This window comes from Erwinia sp. QL-Z3 (assembly GCF_004551645.1).
GTDB classification, from domain to species: Bacteria; Pseudomonadota; Gammaproteobacteria; order Enterobacterales; family Enterobacteriaceae; genus Erwinia; species Erwinia billingiae.
This window is the reverse complement of sequence record NZ_CP037950.1, coordinates 3,124,992-3,147,648: the sequence shown is the minus strand read 5'-3', so window position 1 is coordinate 3,147,648 and position 22,657 is coordinate 3,124,992. Positions and strand designations below refer to the sequence as shown.

Annotated in this window: 26 protein-coding genes and 3 tRNA genes; 17 read left to right on the top strand and 12 right to left on the bottom strand. The window is 53.3% G+C overall.

All coding sequences use genetic code 11. The annotated features are described in order from the left end of the window. Positions 1–181: 181 nt before the first annotated feature. From E2F51_RS15265 to E2F51_RS15255, 3 genes are all read left to right on the top strand, one after another. Entirely contained in the window at positions 182–1,012 is an 831-nt protein-coding gene (locus tag E2F51_RS15265) for an AraC family transcriptional regulator (RefSeq protein ID WP_134824880.1), read from the top strand. Positions 1,013–1,100: 88 nt separating this feature from the next. Beyond that, positions 1,101–1,508, top strand: coding sequence for a DUF2000 domain-containing protein (locus E2F51_RS15260; RefSeq protein WP_013201605.1), 408 nt, complete (start codon positions 1,101–1,103; stop codon positions 1,506–1,508). A 444-nt stretch (positions 1,509–1,952) separates the two neighbouring features. Next, positions 1,953–2,165, top strand: coding sequence for a DUF2116 family Zn-ribbon domain-containing protein (locus E2F51_RS15255; protein WP_013201604.1), 213 nt, complete (start codon positions 1,953–1,955; stop codon positions 2,163–2,165). A 341-nt stretch (positions 2,166–2,506) separates the two neighbouring features. On the opposite strand, the gene E2F51_RS15250 is transcribed toward E2F51_RS15255, so the two are convergent. The 6 genes from E2F51_RS15250 to uvrY all read right to left on the bottom strand — a co-directional run bounded on the left by E2F51_RS15250 (position 2,507) and on the right by uvrY (position 6,056). After that, a tRNA-Leu gene (locus tag E2F51_RS15250) sits at positions 2,507–2,592 on the bottom strand. Positions 2,593–2,604: 12 nt separating this feature from the next. After that, positions 2,605–2,678: transfer RNA gene (locus tag E2F51_RS15245), tRNA-Cys, on the bottom strand. Between the two features lie 41 nt (positions 2,679–2,719). Next, a tRNA-Gly gene (locus E2F51_RS15240) sits at positions 2,720–2,795 on the bottom strand. 156 nt (positions 2,796–2,951) lie between these two features. Next, the gene (gene pgsA, locus E2F51_RS15235; RefSeq protein ID WP_013201601.1) at positions 2,952–3,500 is read right to left on the bottom strand and encodes a CDP-diacylglycerol--glycerol-3-phosphate 3-phosphatidyltransferase; all 549 of its coding nucleotides are present in this window, start codon (positions 3,498–3,500) and stop codon (positions 2,952–2,954) included. Between the two features lie 71 nt (positions 3,501–3,571). Beyond that, the gene (gene uvrC, locus E2F51_RS15230; RefSeq protein WP_134823849.1) at positions 3,572–5,404 is read right to left on the bottom strand and encodes an excinuclease ABC subunit UvrC; all 1,833 of its coding nucleotides are present in this window, start codon (positions 5,402–5,404) and stop codon (positions 3,572–3,574) included. Further along, positions 5,397–6,056 carry a UvrY/SirA/GacA family response regulator transcription factor gene (gene uvrY / locus E2F51_RS15225; protein WP_013201599.1) on the bottom strand — a complete coding sequence of 220 codons (660 nt, stop codon included), beginning with the start codon at positions 6,054–6,056 and terminating at the stop codon, positions 5,397–5,399. Before uvrY ends, uvrC begins: the two co-directional genes overlap by 8 nt. Positions 6,057–6,296: 240 nt before the next feature. On the opposite strand from uvrY, the gene E2F51_RS15220 reads away from it, so the two are divergent. Together E2F51_RS15220 and E2F51_RS15215 are read left to right on the top strand one after the other, a co-directional pair. After that, a complete protein-coding gene (locus E2F51_RS15220) occupies positions 6,297–6,521 on the top strand; it encodes a DUF2594 family protein (RefSeq protein ID WP_013201598.1) in 225 nt (74 codons plus the stop codon). Positions 6,522–6,602: 81 nt separating this feature from the next. Next, the gene (locus tag E2F51_RS15215; RefSeq protein WP_013201597.1) at positions 6,603–6,941 is read left to right on the top strand and encodes a GlpM family protein; all 339 of its coding nucleotides are present in this window, start codon (positions 6,603–6,605) and stop codon (positions 6,939–6,941) included. Here the strand turns inward: E2F51_RS15215 and E2F51_RS15210 are convergent. Both E2F51_RS15210 and sdiA read right to left on the bottom strand, forming a co-directional pair. Further along, a complete protein-coding gene (locus tag E2F51_RS15210) occupies positions 6,938–7,564 on the bottom strand; it encodes an acyl-homoserine-lactone synthase (RefSeq protein WP_134824879.1) in 627 nt (208 codons plus the stop codon). The two genes, E2F51_RS15215 and E2F51_RS15210, sit on opposite strands and share 4 nt — an antisense overlap. Positions 7,565–7,692: 128 nt before the next feature. Next, positions 7,693–8,415: a transcriptional regulator SdiA gene (gene sdiA, locus E2F51_RS15205; RefSeq protein WP_013201595.1), complete on the bottom strand. Its 723-nt coding sequence runs from the start codon at positions 8,413–8,415 to the stop codon at positions 7,693–7,695. Between the two features lie 696 nt (positions 8,416–9,111). Between sdiA and E2F51_RS15200 the strand changes: the two genes are divergently transcribed. Next, positions 9,112–9,777, top strand: a complete 666-nt coding sequence (locus E2F51_RS15200; RefSeq protein WP_013201594.1) for a DUF4396 domain-containing protein — start codon at positions 9,112–9,114, stop codon at positions 9,775–9,777. On the opposite strand, the gene E2F51_RS15195 is transcribed toward E2F51_RS15200, so the two are convergent. After that, on the bottom strand, positions 9,774–10,472 hold the full coding sequence (locus E2F51_RS15195; RefSeq protein ID WP_013201593.1) for an extensin family protein: 699 nt from the start codon (positions 10,470–10,472) through the stop codon (positions 9,774–9,776). The two genes, E2F51_RS15200 and E2F51_RS15195, sit on opposite strands and share 4 nt — an antisense overlap. A 206-nt stretch (positions 10,473–10,678) precedes the next feature. On the opposite strand from E2F51_RS15195, the gene cycA reads away from it, so the two are divergent. After that, on the top strand, positions 10,679–12,073 hold the full coding sequence (gene cycA, locus E2F51_RS15190; protein ID WP_013201592.1) for a D-serine/D-alanine/glycine transporter: 1,395 nt from the start codon (positions 10,679–10,681) through the stop codon (positions 12,071–12,073). Positions 12,074–12,108: 35 nt separating this feature from the next. On the opposite strand, the gene rutR is transcribed toward cycA, so the two are convergent. Next, positions 12,109–12,774, bottom strand: a complete 666-nt coding sequence (gene rutR / locus E2F51_RS15185) for an HTH-type transcriptional regulator RutR (RefSeq protein ID WP_013201591.1) — start codon at positions 12,772–12,774, stop codon at positions 12,109–12,111. A 279-nt stretch (positions 12,775–13,053) separates the two neighbouring features. Between rutR and rutA the strand changes: the two genes are divergently transcribed. Genes rutA through rutG form a run of 7 tightly spaced genes read left to right on the top strand, consistent with a single transcriptional unit; the run spans position 13,054 to position 18,623 of the window. Then, on the top strand, positions 13,054–14,145 hold the full coding sequence (rutA, locus tag E2F51_RS15180) for a pyrimidine utilization protein A (protein ID WP_013201590.1): 1,092 nt from the start codon (positions 13,054–13,056) through the stop codon (positions 14,143–14,145). Continuing rightward, positions 14,145–14,891 carry a pyrimidine utilization protein B gene (gene rutB, locus E2F51_RS15175; RefSeq protein ID WP_134823848.1) on the top strand — a complete coding sequence of 249 codons (747 nt, stop codon included), beginning with the start codon at positions 14,145–14,147 and terminating at the stop codon, positions 14,889–14,891. The genes rutA and rutB overlap by 1 nt, the downstream gene beginning before the upstream one ends. A 26-nt stretch (positions 14,892–14,917) precedes the next feature. Then, positions 14,918–15,304, top strand: a complete 387-nt coding sequence (gene rutC, locus E2F51_RS15170) for a pyrimidine utilization protein C (protein ID WP_013201588.1) — start codon at positions 14,918–14,920, stop codon at positions 15,302–15,304. Positions 15,305–15,315: 11 nt separating this feature from the next. Next, entirely contained in the window at positions 15,316–16,137 is an 822-nt protein-coding gene (gene rutD / locus E2F51_RS15165; RefSeq protein ID WP_134823847.1) for a pyrimidine utilization protein D, read from the top strand. Further along, entirely contained in the window at positions 16,122–16,712 is a 591-nt protein-coding gene (locus E2F51_RS15160; protein WP_134823846.1) for a malonic semialdehyde reductase, read from the top strand. The genes rutD and E2F51_RS15160 overlap by 16 nt, the downstream gene beginning before the upstream one ends. Positions 16,713–16,722: 10 nt before the next feature. After that, entirely contained in the window at positions 16,723–17,247 is a 525-nt protein-coding gene (rutF, locus tag E2F51_RS15155; RefSeq protein WP_013201585.1) for an NADH-dependent FMN reductase RutF, read from the top strand. Positions 17,248–17,294: 47 nt separating this feature from the next. After that, positions 17,295–18,623 carry a pyrimidine utilization transport protein G gene (rutG, locus tag E2F51_RS15150; protein ID WP_013201584.1) on the top strand — a complete coding sequence of 443 codons (1,329 nt, stop codon included), beginning with the start codon at positions 17,295–17,297 and terminating at the stop codon, positions 18,621–18,623. Here rutG and E2F51_RS15145 read toward each other — a convergent pair. Next, positions 18,620–19,546: a DMT family transporter gene (locus tag E2F51_RS15145; RefSeq protein WP_134823845.1), complete on the bottom strand. Its 927-nt coding sequence runs from the start codon at positions 19,544–19,546 to the stop codon at positions 18,620–18,622. The genes rutG and E2F51_RS15145 overlap by 4 nt on opposite strands. A gap of 103 nt (positions 19,547–19,649) precedes the next feature. Then, a complete protein-coding gene (locus E2F51_RS15140) occupies positions 19,650–19,838 on the bottom strand; it encodes a general stress protein (protein WP_071822109.1) in 189 nt (62 codons plus the stop codon). Positions 19,839–20,201: 363 nt separating this feature from the next. Here E2F51_RS15140 and wrbA point away from each other — a divergent pair, with 363 nt between their 5' ends. The 3 genes from wrbA (at position 20,202) to E2F51_RS15125 (ending at position 22,597) form a co-directional block, all read left to right on the top strand. Beyond that, positions 20,202–20,801 carry an NAD(P)H:quinone oxidoreductase gene (wrbA, locus tag E2F51_RS15135; RefSeq protein ID WP_013201582.1) on the top strand — a complete coding sequence of 200 codons (600 nt, stop codon included), beginning with the start codon at positions 20,202–20,204 and terminating at the stop codon, positions 20,799–20,801. A 19-nt stretch (positions 20,802–20,820) separates the two neighbouring features. After that, positions 20,821–21,051, top strand: coding sequence for a YccJ family protein (locus E2F51_RS15130; protein WP_013201581.1), 231 nt, complete (start codon positions 20,821–20,823; stop codon positions 21,049–21,051). Positions 21,052–21,223: 172 nt separating this feature from the next. Then, positions 21,224–22,597, top strand: a complete 1,374-nt coding sequence (locus E2F51_RS15125) for an NAD-dependent succinate-semialdehyde dehydrogenase (RefSeq protein WP_053145726.1) — start codon at positions 21,224–21,226, stop codon at positions 22,595–22,597. Positions 22,598–22,657: the final 60 nt, after the last annotated feature.

The following is a 22,657-nucleotide window of genomic DNA, read 5'->3' as shown; positions in this document are numbered from 1 at the left end:
CGGTAATTATATGCAAGGATCATAGTCGTTAGAAAGCGAAAGGTGTGACAAAAACGTAAATAAATGGAGAAATAGTTACGTTTTAAGCGCCGGGTTTTTGCGGCGAGGTAATCAACAAACGGTTGCCAGGGTTTGCTGCAGAATTTACCCTGCTCAGGACAACGCCACGGGAGCCAGAGTGATGAATACGCCAGGTTGGGTGCAGCTTTCCAGAGATGATGAGATGCCGGTGGAAGCGATCCGTGCCCATTTCACTGGCCATGCCTACGATCCGCACTGGCACGATACCTACCTGGTTGGCGTTACCGAACAGGGAGTGCAACAGTTTCACTCCCGCCGAAAGAAACATCAGAGTCGGCCCGGTACGGTTTTTCTGCTTGAGCCGGGTGAGCTGCACGATGGTGATGCCATTGATGACATCGGCTTTACCTACCGGATGCTGTATATCGATGCCGACTTTATGCGGCAGCAGCTGGCAGCCGTGTTTGGCAATGTTCCGGACAGCTTTGAACTAAATTTTGCCCGCACGCTTTCCGGCGATCGCCGACTGGCCCACGCAACGTTCCATGCCTTTCAGTGCCTGTATGACCGCGAGTTAAAGATTGTGAAGGAGGCGGCAATGCAGCAGCTGTTTGCCGCACTGACCCAGCATCAGCACTGGCGACAGTCGATGGTTACCCCGAAGGTTGAAACGTCGCTGGCGCTGAAGGCCAGAGACTGGTTGAGCGATCATCTGCACGACAATATTGGTCTGAGTGATATGGCGCAGGCATTAGAGGTCGATCGCTTTCGTCTGTCTCGTGAGTTTCAGGCGCAGTTTGGCCTGCCGCCGCATGCCTGGCTGATCCAGCTGCGCCTCACCCATGCACGCCGGTTACTGGTTGAGGGCGTTTCACCGGCGAACGTGGCTGCCCAGCTGGGCTTTGCAGACCAAAGCCATCTCGGTCGCTGGTTCCGTCGCGCCTATCAGTTAACTCCGGCTCGCTATCAGCAAGGCTGTACGCCGCTTTAAATTCAACTTGCCTCTCTGCACAAATCTTCCAGACGGCGCTTGAGCAATCCCCTACCCTGCTGTTTTTACCTGCCTAAAGAAGAGCCCAATGAACGATTTACGCTGTGTAGTTATCCTGAATGCCGACCTGCCCGCCGGCAAAGCCGCTAATGCGGCGGCGGTGATTTCCCTTACTCTCGGGCAGCGCCATCCCCAATTTGTCGGGACAGAGCTGGTTGATGGCGATGAAAAAGCCTGGCCAGGACTGATCCCGGTGGGTATTCCGGTGCTGTCGGCCAGTGATGAACAGCTGGCATCATTGGTCGGTCAGTGTGCCGAACAGGGTTTCGATACCATTTTGTTCCCGGTTGAAGGACAGATGACCGTCGACTACGCCGCATTTTCAGCAGCCGTCAGACAGATCCCGACTGACCAACTTCAGCATTTAGGCCTGGGCATCGTTGGCGAGAAAAAAGCGCTGCGTAAACTCACCGGAAAGCTAAAGCTATTTGGTTAAACCCTTGTGACTTGCTGATTTCATTTTTTGCCGTCGAGCGCTTATCCCGCCCTGATAATAATGATTATCAGGGCCTGCATTTAATGCTTTATGCGTAATATATAATTATTATCATCGCGCGCTGCGGATTTTTATTTATGACGACAACACACCTCCGCAAAGGCTTATTTATCCTCCCGTAATTCGTTTGGCAATGTCATAAATACAGGTTGAATATCAGCACATTAGCTGTCACACCCACGCCCACAGGCAATCTTCCTACCGCAGACTCAGGAAAGTCTGCAGATGCGAAAAATTTGCAGGGGAATGCGCTTTGGCTATAATAGTCGCCCTGACTTTAATAGTGTTGAGAAGTTTTATTAAAGTATGTGATTTCGCATCATGGTTGAAGACGGCGTACAGGCCCTTCAACCAAACCGGTAAAGTTTCACAGGAGGAGAAGCAATGGACGATGTAGATTTAGCGCAAGAACGTGAGGAAGCCCTTATCACGGCAGCCATGTCAGCCCGGCAGCCGGTGATCACCAGTCCTGACGGCAAATGCATCTGGTGTGAAGATGAATCGGTAGTGCCCAACAGCGCGTTCTGCTCCGCTGACTGTGGCGAAGACTACTCCAAGCACCAGCGTGAGATGAAACAACGTATCCACGGCGAATGACGCTGACATTCATGATTTGCGGGCAGCTGCCGATAATACCTCACCGGATGCTGCAAGCTGACGGATAAAAACAAAGATAACACACAGCTTAAACCGGTCTTTATGGCCGGTTTTTTTTTGCCTGCTCACTTTTTGCCTGAATTTATCTGTTTTGAAGTCATCGGGCTAATTGACTCTTAATTCCAGCGCATTGGTTTTGTGGTGATTAACCAATTTGATGAGGAAATATTATGAAGGGATGTTATGAATTTTACATTGGGCACAAAAAAACCGCCCTTGGGCGGTTACGACATCACTGCTTATTGCTTTGATTTTATTCGGTTTTTAATCGGTACTAAATATGGTGCCCGGGGCGGGACTTGAACCCGCACAGCCATAAGCCGAGGGATTTTAAATCCCTTGTGTCTACCGATTTCACCACCCGGGCATGGGTGTAAAGTGGAGGCGCGTCCCGGAGTCGAACCGAGGTTAACGGATTTGCAATCCGCTGCATGGCCACTCTGCCAACGCGCCTTAATCTTGCTGTATCACCAGACTTTCTGGTGATTAAAATTTGGAGCGGGAAACGAGACTCGAACTCGCGACCCCGACCTTGGCAAGGTCGTGCTCTACCAACTGAGCTATTCCCGCATTCAACAGCTGCGATATTCGCAGAACTTGCTGATTTACTTTATCTTCTGACAGACCAGCTGCCTTTCGATGCGTTGCATTCTACTGACCTGGAGAAATGAGTCAACACAATTATCCTCACTTTCCGTCCGTTTGCTGCTTTTTGAATCGCATCGATCACTGTTCAAACAAATCCCCGCGTGACGCGTTAAGATACTGGAACATTGACCAGAAAGTCAGCACGGCAGCAATGTACAACGCCACCACCCCAATTCCCACTACGGTACTGTCCGGACGCCATAACAAGGCAAACAGCGACAGCATCTGCGCAGTGGTTTTGACTTTACCAATCCACGATACGGCCACGCTGCTGCGTTTGCCAATTTCCGCCATCCATTCGCGCAGCGCCGAGATAATAATCTCACGGGCAATCATCGTGGCCGCCGGCAAGGTGATCCACCAGGAGTGGAAGTACTCAGCCACCAGCACCAGCGCCATGGCGACCATCACTTTGTCCGCCACCGGGTCGAGAAACGCACCAAATCGGGTGGTTTGCTTCCAGCGACGAGCAAGGTAGCCGTCGAACCAGTCGGTGATCGCCGCAAAAATGAAGATCAACGCACATACAAGAGGAGCCCATTCAAATGGCAGGTAAAAAGCCAGTACAAAGAACGGGATCAAAACGACACGAAACAGGGTAAGTAAGGTCGGAATGTTAAAATGCATAGGTACGCTAACTGTTTGGGCAGAGTAGAATTTGTCCCTATGTTCCTACATTGCTCCAGGGGTTGCAATGCTTAGTGTTTCAGCGAATAAAAGATTTTCTCCGCCAGTAGCTGTGAAATCCCAGGCACTTTCGCTATTTCATCCCCCGAAGCATTCATCAACGGTTGCAGGCCGCCCATGTATTTCAGCAGCATCTGACGCCGTTTAGGCCCAATTCCGTCAATTGTTTCCAGCGCACTGGTGTTCTTCACCTTCGCCCGCTTATTACGGTGGCCCGTAATTGCATGATTGTGAGAGTCATCACGAATATGCTGTAGAACATGCAACGCCGGAGAGTCCGGTGGCAGGTTAAAGCCCTCACCTTCCGGTTCAAAGAACAGCGTCTCCAGTCCGGCTTTACGATCGGTGCCTTTGGCAATACCCAACAAAATGGGCCGATCTTTATCCCAGGCGACATCCAGTTCAGCGAAGACATTCTTTGCCTGCCCTAACTGGCCTTTACCACCGTCAATCAGGATCACATCCGGGATTTTGCTCTCTTCCAGATCTTTACCATAACGACGGCGTAAAACCTGGTTCATCGCAGCGTAATCATCCCCCGGCGTGATGCCGGTAATGTTATAGCGGCGATACTCCGCCCGCAGCGGGCCATTGCGGTCAAACACCACGCAGGACGCCACGGTCTGCTCACCCATGGTGTGACTGATATCAAAACACTCCATGCGCGTGATCTCAGGCAGATCGAGGATCTCAGCCAGCGCCTTCAGGCGTTGATGAATGGTCGACTGCTGGGAAAGCTTACTGACCAGCGCGGTACTGGCATTGGTTCGCGCCAGCTTAAGATAGCGTGCACGGTCACCGCGTGGCTTGCTTTGAATCGAAACCTTGCGACCGGCCAGCCCCGTCAGCGAGTCGGACAGCAGATCTTTTTCCGGCAAGGTAAAGTCCAGCAGGATATCGGTTGGCAAGGTGCGCGCCTGACTGCCCTGCAGGTAGAACTGCCCGACAAAGGTCTGCACCACTTCCGCCAGCTCGGTGCCGTTCGGCACTTTGGGGAAGTAGCTGCGGCTTCCCAGCACTTTTCCCTGACGGATAAACAGCACGTGCAGACAGGCCATGCCATTATCAAACGCCACGCCAATCACATCCAGATCGTCACCATTATTGGAAACAAACTGGCGTTCAGTCACCCGACGTACCGCCTGAATTTGATCGCGCAAACGGGCCGCTTCCTCAAATTTCAGGCTGATGCTGGCGCTTTCCATGCGGGCAACCAGCTGATTGAGCACCTGATCGTCCTTGCCGGAGAGAAACAGCCGCACATACTCAATCTGCTGCGCATATTCCTCTTCACTGACCAGCCCGGTAACGCAGGGTCCCAGGCAACGACCAATCTGGTATTGCAGGCACGGACGTGAGCGATTGCGGTAGACGCTGTTTTCACACTGGCGGACCGGGAAAATCTTCTGCAGCAACGACAAGGTTTCCCGCACGGCATAGCCGTTAGGGAACGGGCCGAAGTACTCGCCTTTTGCGTGTTTCGCCCCGCGATGGCTTGCCAGGCGCGGATGCGCATCGGCACTGAGAAAAATGTACGGATAGGATTTATCATCACGCAACAGCACGTTATAGCGTGGCTGATAGAGTTTGATGTAATTGTGTTCCAGCAACAGCGCTTCAGTTTCGGTATGGGTGACCGTTACATCTATCTGGCGAATGGCCTCAACCAGCGCTTCCGTCTTACGGCTGGCTAAATTGCCGCGGAAGTAGCTGGTGAGCCGTTTTTTCAGATCTTTGGCTTTGCCGACATAGATAACCGTGCCACCCGCATCATACATGCGATAAACGCCTGGCTGGCTGGTAACCGATTTCAGGAAGGATTTAGCATCAAACTGTTCATTCACTACTGATTAACGACTCCGCATTGAACAGGCCATGTCGAATGGCCAGGTGCGTTAACTCAACGTCACCGCTTATGTTGAGCTTGCTGAACATGCGGTAACGATAGCTGTTAACGGTTTTAGGGCTCAGATTCAGCTGCTCGGAAATATCGGCAACTTTCTGGCCCTTGGTGATCATCAGCATAATCTGCAATTCGCGTTCCGACAAACTGTCGAACGGTGAATCGGATGTTTGCGGTTCAATCTGGCTGAGCGCCATTTGCTGAGCAATATCCGACGCGATATAACGCTGGCCGGCGTTGACCTGACGGATGGCATTAACCACTTCCTGCGGCGCTGCCCCTTTGCTGAGGTAGCCCGACGCACCGGCCTGCATCACTTTGGCGGGCAGCGGATTCTCCGTGTGGATGGTCAGCATAATGACTTTGATGTCCGGGCTGTAGCGCACGATTTTGCGCGTCGCCTCCAGCCCACCAATGCCTGGCATGTTCATGTCCATCAGCACAACGTTGACGCTATTGGCACGGCACCACTTCACTGCATCTTCGCCGCAGCTGGCCTCTCCGGTAACCTGGAAACCTTTTATATCTTCAAGTATCCGACGGATACCCGCGCGGACCAGTTCATGGTCATCAACAAGAAAAACGCTAATCAAAAAGGTCTCTCCAAGTGGGCACTACCAGAGTGGTTCAGGATGCGTTAAGAGGCCGGATCTTACCTCTTTTTAGCGGGTGTTAGAACTGAAATAATGGACTTTGTCAGGTGAAAGCATTTCAGGTAAGCCACTGTCGCTGTGGCTTCTCTCACAGGGTTATGTGATATACTTGTTATTGATTTACATTTTCAACGCCGTGCGTATACCGCGTTGAATTGATGATGACAACAAGGAGAAATCATGAGTAATACTGACTTTTCAACCAGTGAAGAAACCAAAACCCTGTCAGAGGAAATGGCCTGCATGAAAGCCCTCGTTACCTTTATGTTAAAGGGAATGGGTCAGGCCGATGCCGGCAAAGTCATCATTAATATGGAAAAGTACATTGATCAACTGACCGATCAGCAGCAGGCTGACGTCTTCAGCAGCACCATCAAGCAGATCAAACAGGCTTATCGCCAATAATTCTCTCTGCCACGCCTTAGCCCATTGCTTTTCCTTCAGCGTTGTAACATGGTTACATTTTCCCTCAAGCTGAATGGAACAATGGGCTTACTTATCAAAGCGGTACTCGGTGCACTGGTCGTTGTGCTGATCGGCATGTTATCGAAGACCCGCAACTATTACATCGCCGGCCTTCTGCCTCTGTTTCCCACCTTTGCGCTGATAGCCCACTATATTGTGGCCAGCGACCGTGGCATTGAAGCGCTGCGTACCACAATCATTTTTGGTATGTGGGCAATCATTCCCTATTTTATCTATCTACTGTCACTCTGGTATTTCGTCAGCATGATGCGGTTGCCCTATGCGCTCGGCAGCGCAGTCGCCTGTTGGTGCCTGGCCGCCTGGCTGCTGATAACGCTGTGGAGCAAGTGGCACGCTTAGCGGCCTCTGGCACTCCAGCTGACGGAAACACCCAGCGTGGGTAACACTTCTTCCGGACTGAAACGACGCGCACCGTGGAACTTCTCCGCCAGCTCGGGTTGATTCACCGGGATCCTGACCGCGAACAGGTTATCCTCAGACTGGATCACGCCAGCATTCAACGGCTCATAAACCACCCGGTGCTGCTCGAACATCTGCTCCAGCATCGGCGTAGCGGCGCTGTAGAGATACTCAATTCCCGACTGCTCGGCTAGCTGCACGCTGTGCCATAAGATGCTTAACGGCAGCTCGGCATCAATATCCAGCTTGGCCGAGAAACGCGACATTTCCCAGACCGGCACCGGCGCCTGGCTTTTTTTCTCGGTCATATCGGCAGCCGAGCCGGCTTCCGGATCCTGCCACTGCATCAACCTGGCACAGCCGCAGATGCCATGCTGAGCCTTCCAGGCAATCAGCCAGACCACGTCAGAGCGATCGAAACGATCGTACTCCTGGCCCGGGGTACTCAGACGGGAAGGAATTGACCACCCTTCCCCGCGGGCAAAGACGTTGTAACGGTAACTTCCCAGTTCTGCCAGCAAAGAGGACGGCATATCCCTGAGCTTCGTTTGGATAATTTTCATCATTGATCCCCTATCGCATTCCCTCGTGAACGCCGCTCCTCACGGCTAGATCAGGGTTGTTACCCTGCGCGCAGGGTAGACAACCGATTAATATTGCGAAACTACCAAATCTGGTAGTTGCATCTCCCTCAAAGTAGACCGATTGCGGCTGCGTAAGAGGCCACCTGTGTTTTGTTGGGTGCATTGAACCTCTTTTGCATTTTTTTCTGATGGAAATTGACCGTATTCTCCGAAATGGACAGGATCAGAGATATTTCTGCTGAAGTTTTACCCTCGGCCGTCCATTTAAGGATTTCCAGCTCACGCTGGCTTAATTCCATGTTCATCACCGACATGGAAATATCTTTTACCTGTTGTAACGCCTCCATTATCAGTACCGATAAATACTGAAGCTTAAGTTGCTTTTCAGGCGTTAACATAATCTTTTCAAAAGTCTTACCCGATGCCATTGATAATATACCAATGGATCTATTTTTAGCCATTGCGCAGGCGGAAAATCCACTGTGAATGCCATACTCTTTCGCCGCATCAAACACTTTCTGCCCACGACGACTGAGAGGTTCATCCCATAACACTATTTTTCCCGGGACCTGGCAATTTTCGATCACCGGGTCTATGGCGGCAAAATTCCCTTTCTGGTAGGCGCTGACCCACTTTTTAGGATAGCTGGAGTAAATAAAGATTTTAGGCCGGGTAAAGGGCACTGGATGGCGAATATACAGCGCATAAAAGTCAAATCCCAACGCCAGCGTCTGCTGCTCAATGAGCGCAGTTATCTCTGAAATGTCGGAGACATTCAGGAATGCAAGCTGTATTTTTTCACGCCAACTGAAATAATTCTCAGATGTCATTTATTCCTCATCAAGGGTGAGAAAATCGCCCCAAATTTTGCTTATAATTTTTAGTGATGTGGGAAAAAAATGAATTAAATCGAGAAAAAAAATTAATGTATAAAATTAATTTTCCCTTCAGGTGATAATAACCGCAATTACGGATTGTTGCATCCGACGAATGATGCGTTAAACCCGCAATCATTAAAAGTCCAGTCAATTTAATTTATAAAGAACGGGAAAAGAGCCTTTACTTTCCCTATGCAGGGCGAAAAACAGGCCTCATCCCGCGAACTCATTAGCCTAATTAGAATAGGATTTTTCCTGGAAATATTCAATAATTTTGACCCTGCTAAGATTAATAATTCCTGCTAACATTTTACTGATTAGCCGATTTAAATCGCCTAAATCTCCCTTTACCACCCACGGTAAAAACAAATAAATCAATGAAATAAAACAAATTTATATTTTTTAGGGTGAATATTTGCCTTTCCGCTTAATGTTAAAGATCTCTGTAGTAAACGAATGATAACCTTAATGCGCCAAAGGGTTTATCAGCGTAATCTGTTTTACCCGTCTATCGGCGGGATTGACTGCGTTAAAATGAGTCTTTACCTCTCGTTGGCTTTTGCCAGGTGCAGAGCCATAATCTAACTGGCTGAATGGATGTAATAGAACCAACCTCCCTCGACGCATTATACCGGTAAGGAAATAGTGATGTTAGACAGACTGGCGATGGTGTTTATCCTGTTAGGCATTTGTACTTCCCTGATGATTATCAAAGACATCCTACGCCGTCCGCACCCGGTGCGGATTATGAATCTGGTGTGGCCGATCACCGGACTTTATATGCCGTTTTTTGGCTGGCTGGCCTGGTGGTTTTTTGCGCGGAAAAGTCGTTCGGTCTCCTTACTCCGCATCTCCCGAGGCAAGCAGCAACCCGAGTTAAAGCAAATTTTTTCCACTACCAGCCACTGTGCCGCCGGCTGTGTATTAGGTGATATCGTTGCGATTCCGATAATTTCAATGCTGAACTACATCCCTTTTCACTCTTTGTTGATCGCCCACGCTATTCTGTCGCTGATCCTGTCGCTGATTTTTGGGGTCGCGCTGCAATTTTTCGCCCTGAGACAAATAGAAGGCTTCTCTCTATTTCGCGCGCTATGGCGGGCAATTAAAACTGATGTGTTTTCGCTGATGGTTTATCAGGCGGGGATGTTTCTCTGCCTTGAACTGGCGTTTCGCTTTATTTTGCATGGCCAGATTGAACCGCGCCTGCTGAGCTTCTGGTTTATGCTGCAAATTGCCTTAATGATCGGTTTTGTCTTTGCATGGCCGGCGAATAAGTTCCTGCTACAACGTGGGATTAAGCCCGTTATCTAGCGACAAAAACCCCTTCCGCGCATCCCAAGGTGGAAATGATTTGCGTGCGCCGCGTTGTAGTCAGGACCAATCGAATTGCCATAATATCGGCAGCTCTGTTGAAAAATCTGGTGCAACCACTGCGCGTCATTTCCCTGGCGGGGCCATGTTTTTAAGACGCCAATCTGCTGACCGTTCGCCAGCCTGAAGCCAGACATATCAAGGGCATCGGCCGTGGCATGCTCGCTTAACCTTCCCTCTGCCCGATGATAGATATTCCGACAGGCATAGCTGCCAAGATGGTCGATACGCACCAGTGGCGACCCCAACTCTGCCGCAGCGAGCGGTTTGACGGTCTGCGTGACAAACATCGTGCTGCTGACCGCCAAAGAACAACTGGCCAGAAAACTGGCGCTCAGGCGTACGTCGCCAAAACGTTGCACTCTGATCGGCGCAGGTAACGGACAGCTGCCCGAAGTGGGCGCGGGTTGACTGAAGCTGAGATAGCCCTGTTGTTGGGCCTGTTCTAACACGGCGAGGCACGCCTGCGGATCGCCCGCGAGGCGTTGCAGCTTATAGCGGGTGATAAATGTGGGTGAGTCCGTCACTTGCAGCGGCGTGAAGGGATTCCAGGCTGAAGGCAGATTTTTGGCAAACCAGGGCGTAATCGCCACCAGGAGCAGTAAAATGCCGCCAACAATCAACAATCCTTTCATTTTATCGGTTTTCCCCCTGCCCTAAGCTCCAGATCCGTCAGGCTTTGATCAGCCGGAAATCAGAATTAAACAGTGTAGCGGCGTTTTTGTGCAATCGGTCGGGTTATACCGAACTTTACCTGCCATTCCGGGGCTTTTACGTTAAGCTTTGCGCCGTAAAAGCCTTCAGAGCTTACATAACATCACGTAAAGGACAGGAAAACGTTATGGTTGACCAACCAAAAGAGACGCTTCTCGATGAAGAAGCCCCGGGCGAGCTCCGGCGCACCCTGCACAATCGTCATATCCAACTCATCGCTATCGGTGGTGCCATCGGCACCGGCCTGTTTATGGGCTCCGGTAAAACCATCAGTCTGGCCGGTCCGTCGATCATTTTTGTGTATATGATCATCGGCTTTATGCTGTTTTTCGTCATGCGCGCCATGGGCGAGCTGCTGCTGTCAAACCTTGAGTATAAGTCGTTCAGTGATTTCGCCGCCGATCTGCTCGGTCCCTGGGCCGGCTATTTCACCGGCTGGACCTACTGGTTCTGTTGGGTGGTGACCGGCATCGCCGACGTGGTGGCCATCAGCTCCTACTTCCAGCTCTGGTTCCCCGATTTCTCTATATGGATGAGCGCCCTGCTTTGTATCGCGGTGTTCCTGTCGCTGAATATCGCGACGGTGAAACTGTTCGGCGAGATGGAGTTTTGGTTTGCCATCATCAAGATTGTTGCCATCGTTGCGCTGATTGCCACCGGGATTGTGCTGGTGGCAATGCATTACCCTTCACCGGGCGGCGGCAAAGCAGCCATCAGCAATATCTGGGATCATGGCGGCATGTTCCCGAAAGGCTTAAGCGGCTTCTTTGCGGGCTTCCAGATCGCCGTCTTCGCCTTTGTGGGTATCGAGCTGGTCGGAACGGCGGCGGCTGAAACCCACGATCCGAAGAAGGTTCTGCCGCGGGCAATAAACGCCATTCCGCTGCGCATCATTATGTTTTACGTGCTGGCGCTACTGGTGATCATGGCGGTGACGCCATGGAACAGCGTGGTTGCTGACCGCAGCCCGTTCGTTGAGATGTTTATGCTGATTGGCTTACCCGCTGCGGCCAGCATCGTTAACTTTGTGGTGCTGACCTCGGCGGCGTCGTCCGCTAACAGCGGCATCTTCTCCACCAGCCGTATGCTGTATGGCCTGGCGCAACAGGGTGTGGCACACCGTCGCTTTGGCATGCTTTCCCGCCGGGCGGTGCCGACCACCGGCCTGTTCTTCTCGTGCCTGTGTCTGCTGGGCGGCGTTGCCTTGATTTACCTGATCCCGAACGTGATGCAGGTGTTCACGCTGGTCACCACCGTGTCAGCGATCCTGTTTATGTTTGTCTGGACGATTATTCTCTGTTCATACCTGGCCTACCGCAAAAAGCGCCCTGAACTGCATGCGGAGTCCAGCTATAAAATGCCGATGGGTAAGTTTATGTGCTGGGTGTGCATCGCGTTCTTCGCGTTTGTGCTGGTGCTGCTGACGCTGCAGGAGGATACCCGTCAGGCGCTGATGGTGACGCCAATCTGGTTTATTCTACTGGGAATTGGCTGGTGGTTACGTCAGAGAAAACAGGCGTAATGTGATGCTGGTGGGCCGCTCAGGCCCACCATTTTTTAGCGAACCCGAATCCCTTCGATCACCATCCGCTGCACGTTTTCTACCGTCTGATTGAAAAAGCCTTCATCATTTAACGTCTGCCCGGTCACCGCTTCGATCTGAGTTGAAAAATCGGCGTAGTGTTGGGTCGTGGCCCACAGCATAAAGATCAGATGATGCGGTTCAACAGCCGCCAGTTTTCCCTGATTTATCCAGCCTTCAATCACCGCCGATTTCTCATCCACCAGCCCTTTCAGATCGCCTTCCAGCTCCCCTTTCAGCAACGGTGCGCCCTGAAGCATTTCCATGCAGAACAGGCGTGATGCCTGCGGATGATCGCGCGACACCTCAAGCTTAAGCCGGATGTAGTCCTTGATCGCCACTAAGGGTTGCTGGTCTTCCCGCAACGCACGCAGTGGCGCCAGCCAGACATCAAGAATGTCCTTCAGCACCGCAATATAGAGGGCTTCTTTTGACGGGAAGTAGTACAGCAGGTTGGTTTTAGAAACGTCAGCCCCTTCGGCCACTTTATCCAGGCTGGTGCCATGCACGCCAAATTGTGAAAACAGCGCCAGTGCCGCAGTGAGGATCGCCGTGCGTTTCGCTGCTACCGCACGTGAGCGACGCGTGGGCGCCTTCACCGATGTCTTATCTGTAGAATTCACTGAGACCTCATACTCCATGTGGGGTGCCGGGATGATAGCAAAACCCCTCGCCCGGACCTAATGCACTTAAATTGACCACGATGCCTGCTTTTTGTGCACCTGATTTTGACCAAATGGTCTGTTTTAGACCATTCACTCCAGAAAAATTTAACACAAATATTTCAACACACTGATTACTAGCACCTTTTATAAACTGGCACAGCGTTTGCAATTATCTCAACAAGCGCCGCTTCAGGGAGAGTGCAGGATGCATTGCAGCGCACAACTTTACCCTAACGCACACCCAGAGGTATCCCAATGAAAATCGGTGTCTTTATCCCAATTGGCAACAACGGCTGGCTGATCTCCACCAACGCGCCGCAATACATGCCGACCTTTGAACTGAATAAAGCGATTGTGCAGAAAGCCGAGCATTATCACTTCGACTTTGCGCTGTCGATGATCAAACTGCGTGGCTTTGGCGGCAAGACCGAGTTCTGGGATCATAACCTTGAATCCTTCACCCTGATGGCTGGCCTCGCTGCCGTCACTTCGCGCATCGAAATCTATGCCACGGCGGCCACGCTGACGCTGCCGCCGGCCATTGTGGCGCGCATGGCTTCCACGGTTGATTCCATTTCTAACGGCCGCTTCGGGGTGAACCTGGTGACCGGCTGGCAGAAACCGGAATACGATCAGATGGGTATCTGGCCTGGGGATGAATACTTCGCCCGTCGCTATGACTATCTGACCGAATACGTCTCGGTGTTGAAAGATCTGTGGGGCACCGGCAAATCCGATCTGAAAGGTGAGTTCTTCACCATGAACGATTGTCGCCTCAGCCCGCAACCGCAGAAGCCGGTCAAGGTGATCTGTGCCGGCCAAAGCGATGCCGGTATGGCGTTCTCAGCGAAACATGCTGACTACAACTTCTGCTTTGGCAAGGGCGTGAATACCCCAACCGCCTTCGCCCCAACCGCCACCCGTATGAAAAAAGCCGCCGATGAAGTGGGCCGTGATGTCGGATCTTTCGTTTTGTTTATGATCATTGCCGATGAAACCGACGAAGCCGCCCGGGCGAAGTGGGAACACTATAAAGCCGGCGCAGACGAAGACGCGCTTTCGTGGCTGACCACACAAAGCCAACAGGATAAAACGTCGGGCAGCGACACCAACGTACGCCAGATGGCCGACCCGACGTCCGCCGTCAATATCAATATGGGTACGCTGGTCGGCTCTTATGCCAACGTGGCACGCATGCTGGATGAAGTCGCGACCGTTGAGGGAACCCAGGGCGTGTTGCTGACGTTTGATGATTTTTTACAAGGCATTGAGAAATTTGGCCAACGCATCCAACCGCTGATGCAGTGCCGTACCGATATCATTGAAGCCGCGAAGGAGGTTGCGTAATGAGCAGTAAAGAGCCGGTAGTGTGCACAACAGCGTCGACTAAAAACTGCATTACCCTGCCCGCGCGGCCGGAGCCCATTGCCTTTCCACCCGAGCAGACCGCTTTAATCGTGGTGGATATGCAGAATGCTTACGCCACCACCGGCGGCTATCTGGATCTGGCGGGATTTGATGTGTCCGCTACCCGCCCGGTGATCGATAACATCAACGTGGCGGTGAAAGCCGCCCGTGAAGCCGGCATTCAGATTATCTGGTTCCAGAACGGTTGGGACGATCGGTATGTTGAAGCCGGTGGCCCAGGCTCGCCTAACTGGCACAAATCCAACGCGCTGAAAACCATGCGCCAGAATCCTGAACTGGAAGGCAAGCTGCTGGCGAAAGGCGGCTGGGATTATGATCTGGTCGATCAGCTTGTCCCGCAACCCGGCGATATCGTGCTGCCGAAGCCACGCTACAGCGGCTTCTTCAATACCGCGTTAGACAGCATGTTGCGCAGCCGTGGCATTCGCCATCTGGTATTTACCGGCATCGCCACTAACGTCTGCGTTGAATCAACGTTGCGCGACGGTTTCTTCCTGGAGTATTTCGGCATTGTACTGGAAGACGCCACCTATCAGGCCGGTCCACTCTTCGCCCAGCAGGCCGCCATCTTCAATATTGAGACGTTCTTCGGTTGGGTGTCTGATGTTTCGACCTTTTGCTCCGCCCTGCAAACCGAAGCCGTGCCGCAACAACAAACGGCCTGAAACCTGACCTGACTGGAGAATGCGCAATGCCGAAAACCATTATTACCCCACCGGGAACCAGCGTGCCGATAGCGCCGTTCGTCCCTGGCACGCTGGCCGATGGCGTGGTGTATGTCTCGGGCACGTTGCCCTTTGATAAAGACAATAACGTGGTGCACGTCGGCGATGCTGCCGCGCAAACCCGCCATGTGCTGGAAACCATTAAAAGCGTGATTGAAACCGCGGGCGGCACCCTGGACGACGTGACCTTCAACTCGATTTTCATCACCGACTGGAGCAACTACGCGGCGGTGAACAGCGTGTATGCCGAGTATTTCCCTGGCGAAAAACCGGCGCGTTTCTGCATTCAGTGTGGTCTGGTGAAACCCGATGCACTGATCGAGATCGCCAGCGTTGCCCATATCGGTAAGTAGCGGAGGAAGACATGCATATTGAGCTCTCCGGATCGACCGATCCTCAGGCCAGAACGCTGGTGCTTTCTGCCGGGTTAGGCGGCCTGGCTAACTTCTGGTTGCCGCAGCTAAACGCACTGCGTGAACACTATCGGGTGGTGGTGTATGACCAGCGTGGCACCGGGCGCAGTCCCGACACGCTGCCGGCAGGCTACAGCATGGGCGATATGGCGGCTGAACTGGCTCACGAGCTGGCGGCTCTGGGGATCGAAAGCTATGACGTCATTGGCCATGCGCTGGGCGGTATGGTGGCGATGCAGCTGGCGGTGGACTTTCCACAACGCGTCGGAAGGCTGGTGATTGTTAATGGCTGGCTCAGGCTGAATGCGCATACCCGCCGCTGCTTCACCGTTCGACAGGAGCTGCTGCTCAATGTCGGCGTTGAATCCTATGTTCGCGCACAGCCCCTGTTTCTCTATCCTGCCGACTGGCTGGCAGATAATCAGGCACGTATCGAAGCTGAAGATGCGCTGCACGCCGCACATTTTCAGGGGACAGAAAACTTGCTGCGCCGTCTGACCGCATTGATGGCCTGCGATTTCACCGAACTTGCCGGCCAGATCGCCCAGCAGGTGCTGTTGATCTGCTCACAGGACGATCTATTGGTGCCCTGGACCTGCTCACAAACCCTGCTGGAGGCGTTGCCAAACGCCACGCTGGAAAAAATGGCCTGGGGCGGTCATGCGATGAGCGTCACCGACAGCAGTACCTTCAATCCACTGTTACTGAACTGGCTGAGCGATACCCCGGCCTCATCCCCTGCTGAACTGGAGCTGATATGGCAGAAGCCCTGAATTCCCTCGCGTTAGAGACGTTGTTTACCGCAGCACGGACGCACAATGGCTGGCAGGATCGTCCGGTTACCGATGCGCAAATCCACCAGCTGTATGACTTGTTAAAGATGGGCCCAACCTCGGCGAACTGCAGCCCTGCGCGCTTCTGTTTTGTCCGCAGTGAGGAAGGCAAAGCCAGGCTGAAGCCAACGCTCTCCAGCGGCAATCTGGAAAAAACCCTGAGCGCGCCGGTGACGGCGATAGTCGCCTGGGATCCGGCGTTCTTTGACCAGCTTCCACAGCTCTTCCCACATGCCGATGCAAAATCCTGGTTCACCAGCAGCCCGGCGCTGGCGGAAGAGACCGCATTTCGCAACAGCTCGCTGCAGGCGGCTTACCTGATCACCGCCTGTCGTGCGATGGGCTTAGACACCGGCCCGATGTCCGGCTTCGATCGTGCGGCGGTTGATGCGGCGTTCTTTGCGGAAAGCGGCTGGAAAAGCAATCTGCTTATCAACATCGGCTATGGCGATGCCAGCAAAGTGTATGCGCGCCTGCCACGTCTCTCATTTGCAGAAGCCTGCACCCTCGAGTAAGGAAATGATCATGTCTCTGGCGACCCTGTCGCCCGCGGTAACGTCGGGCGTAGAAAAACAAGATTTTCGCAATGCGATGGCGCGCCTGGGTGCGGCCGTCAATATTATCACCACCGATGGCCCCGCCGGGCGCGCAGGTTTTACCGCCTCTGCCGTGTGCAGTGTGACCGATACGCCGCCAACCCTGCTGGTGTGTCTGAATCGCTCGGCGTCCGTGTATGAGGTGTTCAAAACCAATCAGCAGCTCTGCGTTAATACGCTGGCTGCGGGACATGAATCGTTATCCAACCTGTTTGGCGGTAAAACGCCGATGGCCGAACGCTTTATCGCGGCTGAATGGTCGACGCTGGTGACCGGCTCGCCGATTCTGGCCGGCGCGGTGGCGTCGTTTGATTGCAAAATCACCCAGGTGATGAGTGTCGGTACCCATGATGTGCTGGTCTGCGAAGCCCAGGCATTAGTCTGTAACGATGAAACACACGGCCTGATCTATTTCGATCGCGGCTATCACCATTTACTGCGGCAGGAAGCCTGATCCCGCCGACGGCGGGCAATGCTTTATTCACTTCTCTGGAGAAGACGATGGCGAGTTCCTGGTTTCCTGTATGGCGTAAGCAGTCCGCATCAGCGCAAGGGTTAGTGGCACCGGATGAAACCCTGCCGCTGGGACAAACGGTAATTATGGGGCTTCAGCACGCGGTCGCGATGTTTGGTGCCACGGTTCTGATGCCATTGCTGATGGGATTAGATCCCAATCTGTCGATCCTGATGTCCGGCGTCGGCACGCTGCTGTTCTTCCTGATCACGGGCGGACGCGTGCCCAGTTATCTTGGGTCGAGCGCCGCGTTCGTGGGCGTGGTGATTGCGGTGACGGGGTTCAATGGTCAGGGCATCAACCCTAACCTTGGCGTGGCGCTGGGCGGCATTATTGCCTGCGGCCTGGTCTATACGCTGATTGGTTTTGTGGTGATGAAAGTGGGCACCCGCTGGATTGAGAAGCTGATGCCGCCGGTGGTGACCGGCGCCGTAGTGATGGCAATTGGGCTGAACCTCGCGCCGATTGCGGTACGCAGCGTCTCCTCATCGATGTTCGATAGCTGGATGGCAGTGATGACCGTGCTCTGTATCGGTATTGTGGCGGTATTTACCCGCGGCATGGTGCAACGGCTGCTGATCCTCGTCGGCCTGATTGTCGCCTGTGCCATCTATGCCGTGCTGACCAACGGGCTCGGGCTGGGTAAACCGATCGATTTTAGCCTGATGGCTGCCGTGCCGTGGCTGGGCTTCCCGACCACCACCTCACCCATTTTCGACAGTCATGCGATGTTCCTGATTGCGCCGGTGGCGGTGATCCTGGTGGCAGAAAACCTCGGGCATATCAAAGCGGTGGCGGGGATGACGGGCAAAAACCTCGATCCGTATATGGGCAGAGCCTTTGTCGGTGATGGCCTGGCCACCATGCTTTCCGGCGGCGTGGGCGGCAGCGGTGTCACCACCTATGCTGAGAATATTGGCGTGATGGCGGTAACCAAGGTGTATTCCACCCTGGTGTTTGTTGCGGCAGCGGTGATTGCCATCCTGTTAGGATTCTCGCCGAAGTTCGGCGCGTTAATTCACACCATCCCAGGCCCGGTGATCGGCGGTGCATCCATCGTGGTATTTGGTTTGATTGCCGTGGCGGGTGCGAGGATTTGGGTGCAGAACAACGTCGATCTTGGGCAGAACAACAACCTGATTATGGTGGCGGTCACGCTGGTACTGGGTGCCGGAGACTTTGCCCTGAAGATCGGTAACTTCACCATGGGCGGGATCGGGACGGCGACCTTTGGCGCGATTATCCTCAACGCTATCCTGACGCGTCGTAAAGCTGCCGTGCTTAACAGCAACGACGTCGTGCATCAGGACAATTAATTCACTTCCGCTTTATCAGGCGAAGGGTCAACCTTCGCCTTTTTTTTGCGCTTCAGCTTCAACTCACTGACCAGCACGCCGACGACGATCAGTGCGCCGCCAATCAGTGCCGCGCCAGGCAAACGCTCACCGGCAACCCGACCAACGATCCCCGCCCACACCGGCTCACCGGCATAAATCACCGTGGCACGCGTTGGCGACACGCTGCGCTGCGCCCAGTTCATCGTCACCTGTATTAACGCACTGGCCAGCCCCAGACCAATGGCGCTGAACAGCAGATAGGGCGAAAACGGCGGTACCGATTCACCATTGGGGACCATCAGCGCGAACGCCAGCAGTGAAGCGCCCGCCAGCTGGATGATCGTGACGCGTTTGACATCCACTTTGCCGGCACTGGCGCTGATCAAAATGATTTCAGCGGCAATTGCCAGCGTGCTCATTAAGGTGGCAATTTCACCGGCGCCAAATGCCAGCGAATCTCCGTCCGGCCCCGCCAACAACATCAGACCGGTGAATGCCAGCGCCACGCCGATCCACGACATCAGGCCGGGCAAGCGTCCCAGGAAAAGCCATTGCAGTAGCGGCACCAGCGGCACATACATTGCGGTAATAAAGGCGGATTTACTGCTACTGATGGTTTGCATGCCATAGGTCTGTAAGCCATACCCACAGCCAATGGCGATGCCGATTAATGTCCCGGCTTTGATTTCAGCCCTGGTGATGCCGCGCAACGAACGCCATGAAATCGCGCCCAGCACCAGCGCGGCAGTGGCAAATCGGGTGCCGACAAAGAAAAATGGCCCGCTTACGGTCATCGCATGATGGACTGCCAGAAAAGTTCCGCCCCAGATCATGGTAATCAGGACCAGCACAATCTCTTGTGGGGTAAACGACAGTTTATAGCGGGAAAGTAAGGCAGACATAGCAGGCTCGGTTGAGAATTTGGCGCTAGTGTGCCGGGAGGGAACGCAGTGGTCAACTCTGTGACGTAACCGCCGGGGAAAGACCCGACGGTTTCAGGCGAGGCTAAGCTTCGGAATCGGTTTTAGTCCGACTGCCACGGCTATTACGTCCCCCCTTTTCGCCAGCCTGTGAAGCACGTTGAGGGTCATTTTTAAAATTCCCTCCGCTGACTTTGCCGCCTTTGCGACCTGCTTCTGATGCTCTTTTACGGTCTTCAGCGAAATTTCCAGATCCACCACGATGTTCTGCCATTTCTTACCTCCGAATAGTTAAGCCATCATACTGCTTTATCACGATTAGCCTTCAGGCCTTCCGTGACGGCAATCGGGGAGAGAACACTCCCGGCCGCGTTACTAAGCATAGATTATCAAGCCTGAAGTGGTGAAAAAAACGCCTGAGCACGGCTCACAAAACGGCAAATTCCTTTAAACAGCCTGAATTATTGCATTATTGACGCTAATCTTTATGTCCATCCCGCCACCCGCATTGCGCGCGTTTTAAGCAAAAGGACCGCTTCCTTCTGCATGACCCGTCAGGCTCTTCTATACTTTCCTGATTGCCTTCAGGGCCTGATTTTGACCCCAATCATCCAACAACCAGTCGACGAGGGAACAAATGGCAAAGATTCTGGTGCTCTATTACTCCATGTACGGACATATCGAAACCATGGCCAATGCGGTTGCAGAAGGCGCAGGTCGGGTTAGCGGAGCGGAAGTGACAATCAAGCGCGTACCTGAAACCATGGACGCAGAACGCTTCGCCCAGGTGGGCGGTAAAACGCAGCAGTCGGCAGCGGAAGCGACCCCGGAAGAACTGCCGCAATATGATGCCATATTGCTCGGCACCCCAACCCGCTTCGGTAATATGGCCGGTCAGATGCGTACCTTCCTTGACCGCACGGGTGGCCTTTGGGCATCAGGTGCGCTGTACGGCAAGCTGGCCAGCGTCTTTGCCTCAACGGGTACCGGTGGCGGACAGGAACAGACCATCACTTCGACCTGGACCACCCTCGCCCACCACGGCATGGTGATCGTGCCGATTGGTTATGGCACCAAAGAACTCTTTGATATATCGCAGGTGCGTGGCGGTACGCCTTATGGCGCCACAACCATTGCCGGCGGTGACGGTTCGCGACAACCCAGCGAAGAAGAGCTGAATATTGCCCGTTATCAGGGTGAATATGTCGCCGGCCTGGCAGTAAAACTGAACGGATAACCTCAATCAGGAGACTATTATGGCAACGCAACAATCGAAAGCTCATCATGTAGGCGAGTGGGCAAGCCTGCGCAGCACCTCTCCGGAAATTGCGGAGGCCATTTTTGAAGTGGCTAACTACGATGAGAAACTTGCCGAAGGCATCTGGGAGCAGCAAGGCAGTGACGAAGTGCTGCTCAGGGCCTTTGAGAAAACCGATCAGGACGTGCTGACCTGGGATAACAAAGTCGTCGAGCGAAAAAACGTTTAGCACCAAAATCGGTATTCGGGGCGGATTTATCCGCCCTTTTTATTGTTTTACGCCCTCAGAAACGTCCGAAACCACTAACTACTCACGTTGTGAAACCATCGTTTTTCTACCAGGCTTAATGCCATATTCATTAGCCTGACCGCCAGGCCGATTACTCGAAAAGGAGTGCAGTATGTCTTATCAGACAATTAATCCCGCCAGTAATAAGCTTGTCAAAACCTGGACCGATCACAATGACCAGCAGGTTGAACAGGCGTTAAAGACCGCGGATGACCTTTATCATTCCAGCTGGTCCAAAGGCGATATCCAACCGCGTCTGCAGGTGCTGAAAAAAATGGCTGACCTGATTGACGCTCGCGTTGAAGAACTGGCAAAAACGGCCAGTGTTGAAATGGGGAAACTGATCAATCAGAGTCGCGGCGAAGTGCAGCTTTGCGCGCAGATTGCCCGTTATTACGCCGAAAATGCTGAACGCTTCCTTGCCCCTACCCGTTATCCAAGCGAGCTGGGCGAAGCCTGGGTGGAAAATCACCCTATTGGGGTGCTGGTTGCCGTTGAGCCCTGGAACTTCCCGTTCTATCAGCTAATGCGCGTACTGGCGCCGAATCTGGCCGCCGGTAACCCGGTGCTGGCAAAACATGCCGCCAATGTCCCTCATTGCGCCACGCTGTTCGAAGAGCTGGTGACCGAGGCCGGTGCGCCAAAAGGTGCCTGGACTAACCTGTTTATCAGCAACGATCAGGTTGCCTCACTGATTGCTGACGATCGTGTTCAGGGTGCTGCGCTGACCGGCTCTGAACGTGCCGGGAGTGCCGTGGCACAACAAGCCGGTAAATACCTGAAAAAGACCACGCTGGAACTCGGCGGTAATGACGTCTTTGTGGTGCTGGATGACTGTGACCTTGATAAGGCCGTGAAGGCTGGCGTCGGTGCCCGTCTCAGCAACTGTGGTCAGGTGTGTACCGCAGCTAAACGTTTTATCGTGCATGAAAAAGTGGCAGATGCCTTCTTCGAAAAATTCACCCAGGCTTTCCGTGACGTGAAGATTGGCGATCCGCTGGATGAAAGCACCACGCTAGGCCCGCTATCTTCCTCAACGGCACGCGATACGCTGGTGAAACAAGTTGAGCAGGCGGTGTCTAAAGGCGCCAAACTGCATATCGGCGGTAAAGTGGTTGCCGGTGAAGGCTGCTTCTACGAGCCCACTATCCTCTCCGGTATCACCCGTGATAATCCGGCCTATTTTGAAGAGTTCTTTGGCCCGGTCGCGCAGGTTTACGTGGTGAAGGATGACGAGGAAGTGGTTAAACTCGCCAACGATTCTCACTATGGTCTGGGTGGTGCGGTATTTAGCAAAGATATTGCCCGTGCCAAAAAACTGGCTTCACGAATCGAAACCGGCATGGTGTATATCAATTCCGCCAGCGATACGTCGGCCGAGTTGCCATTTGGCGGCGTGAAACGTTCAGGCTATGGTCGTGAACTGTCTGATTTGGGTATCAAAGAGTTCGTTAACCAGAAACTGGTCGTGGTCAGCAGTGACTGATTGCTAACGGCATCTGCCCAAAAAGAAAAGGCCGACAGTGAATGTCGGCCTTTTTATTGC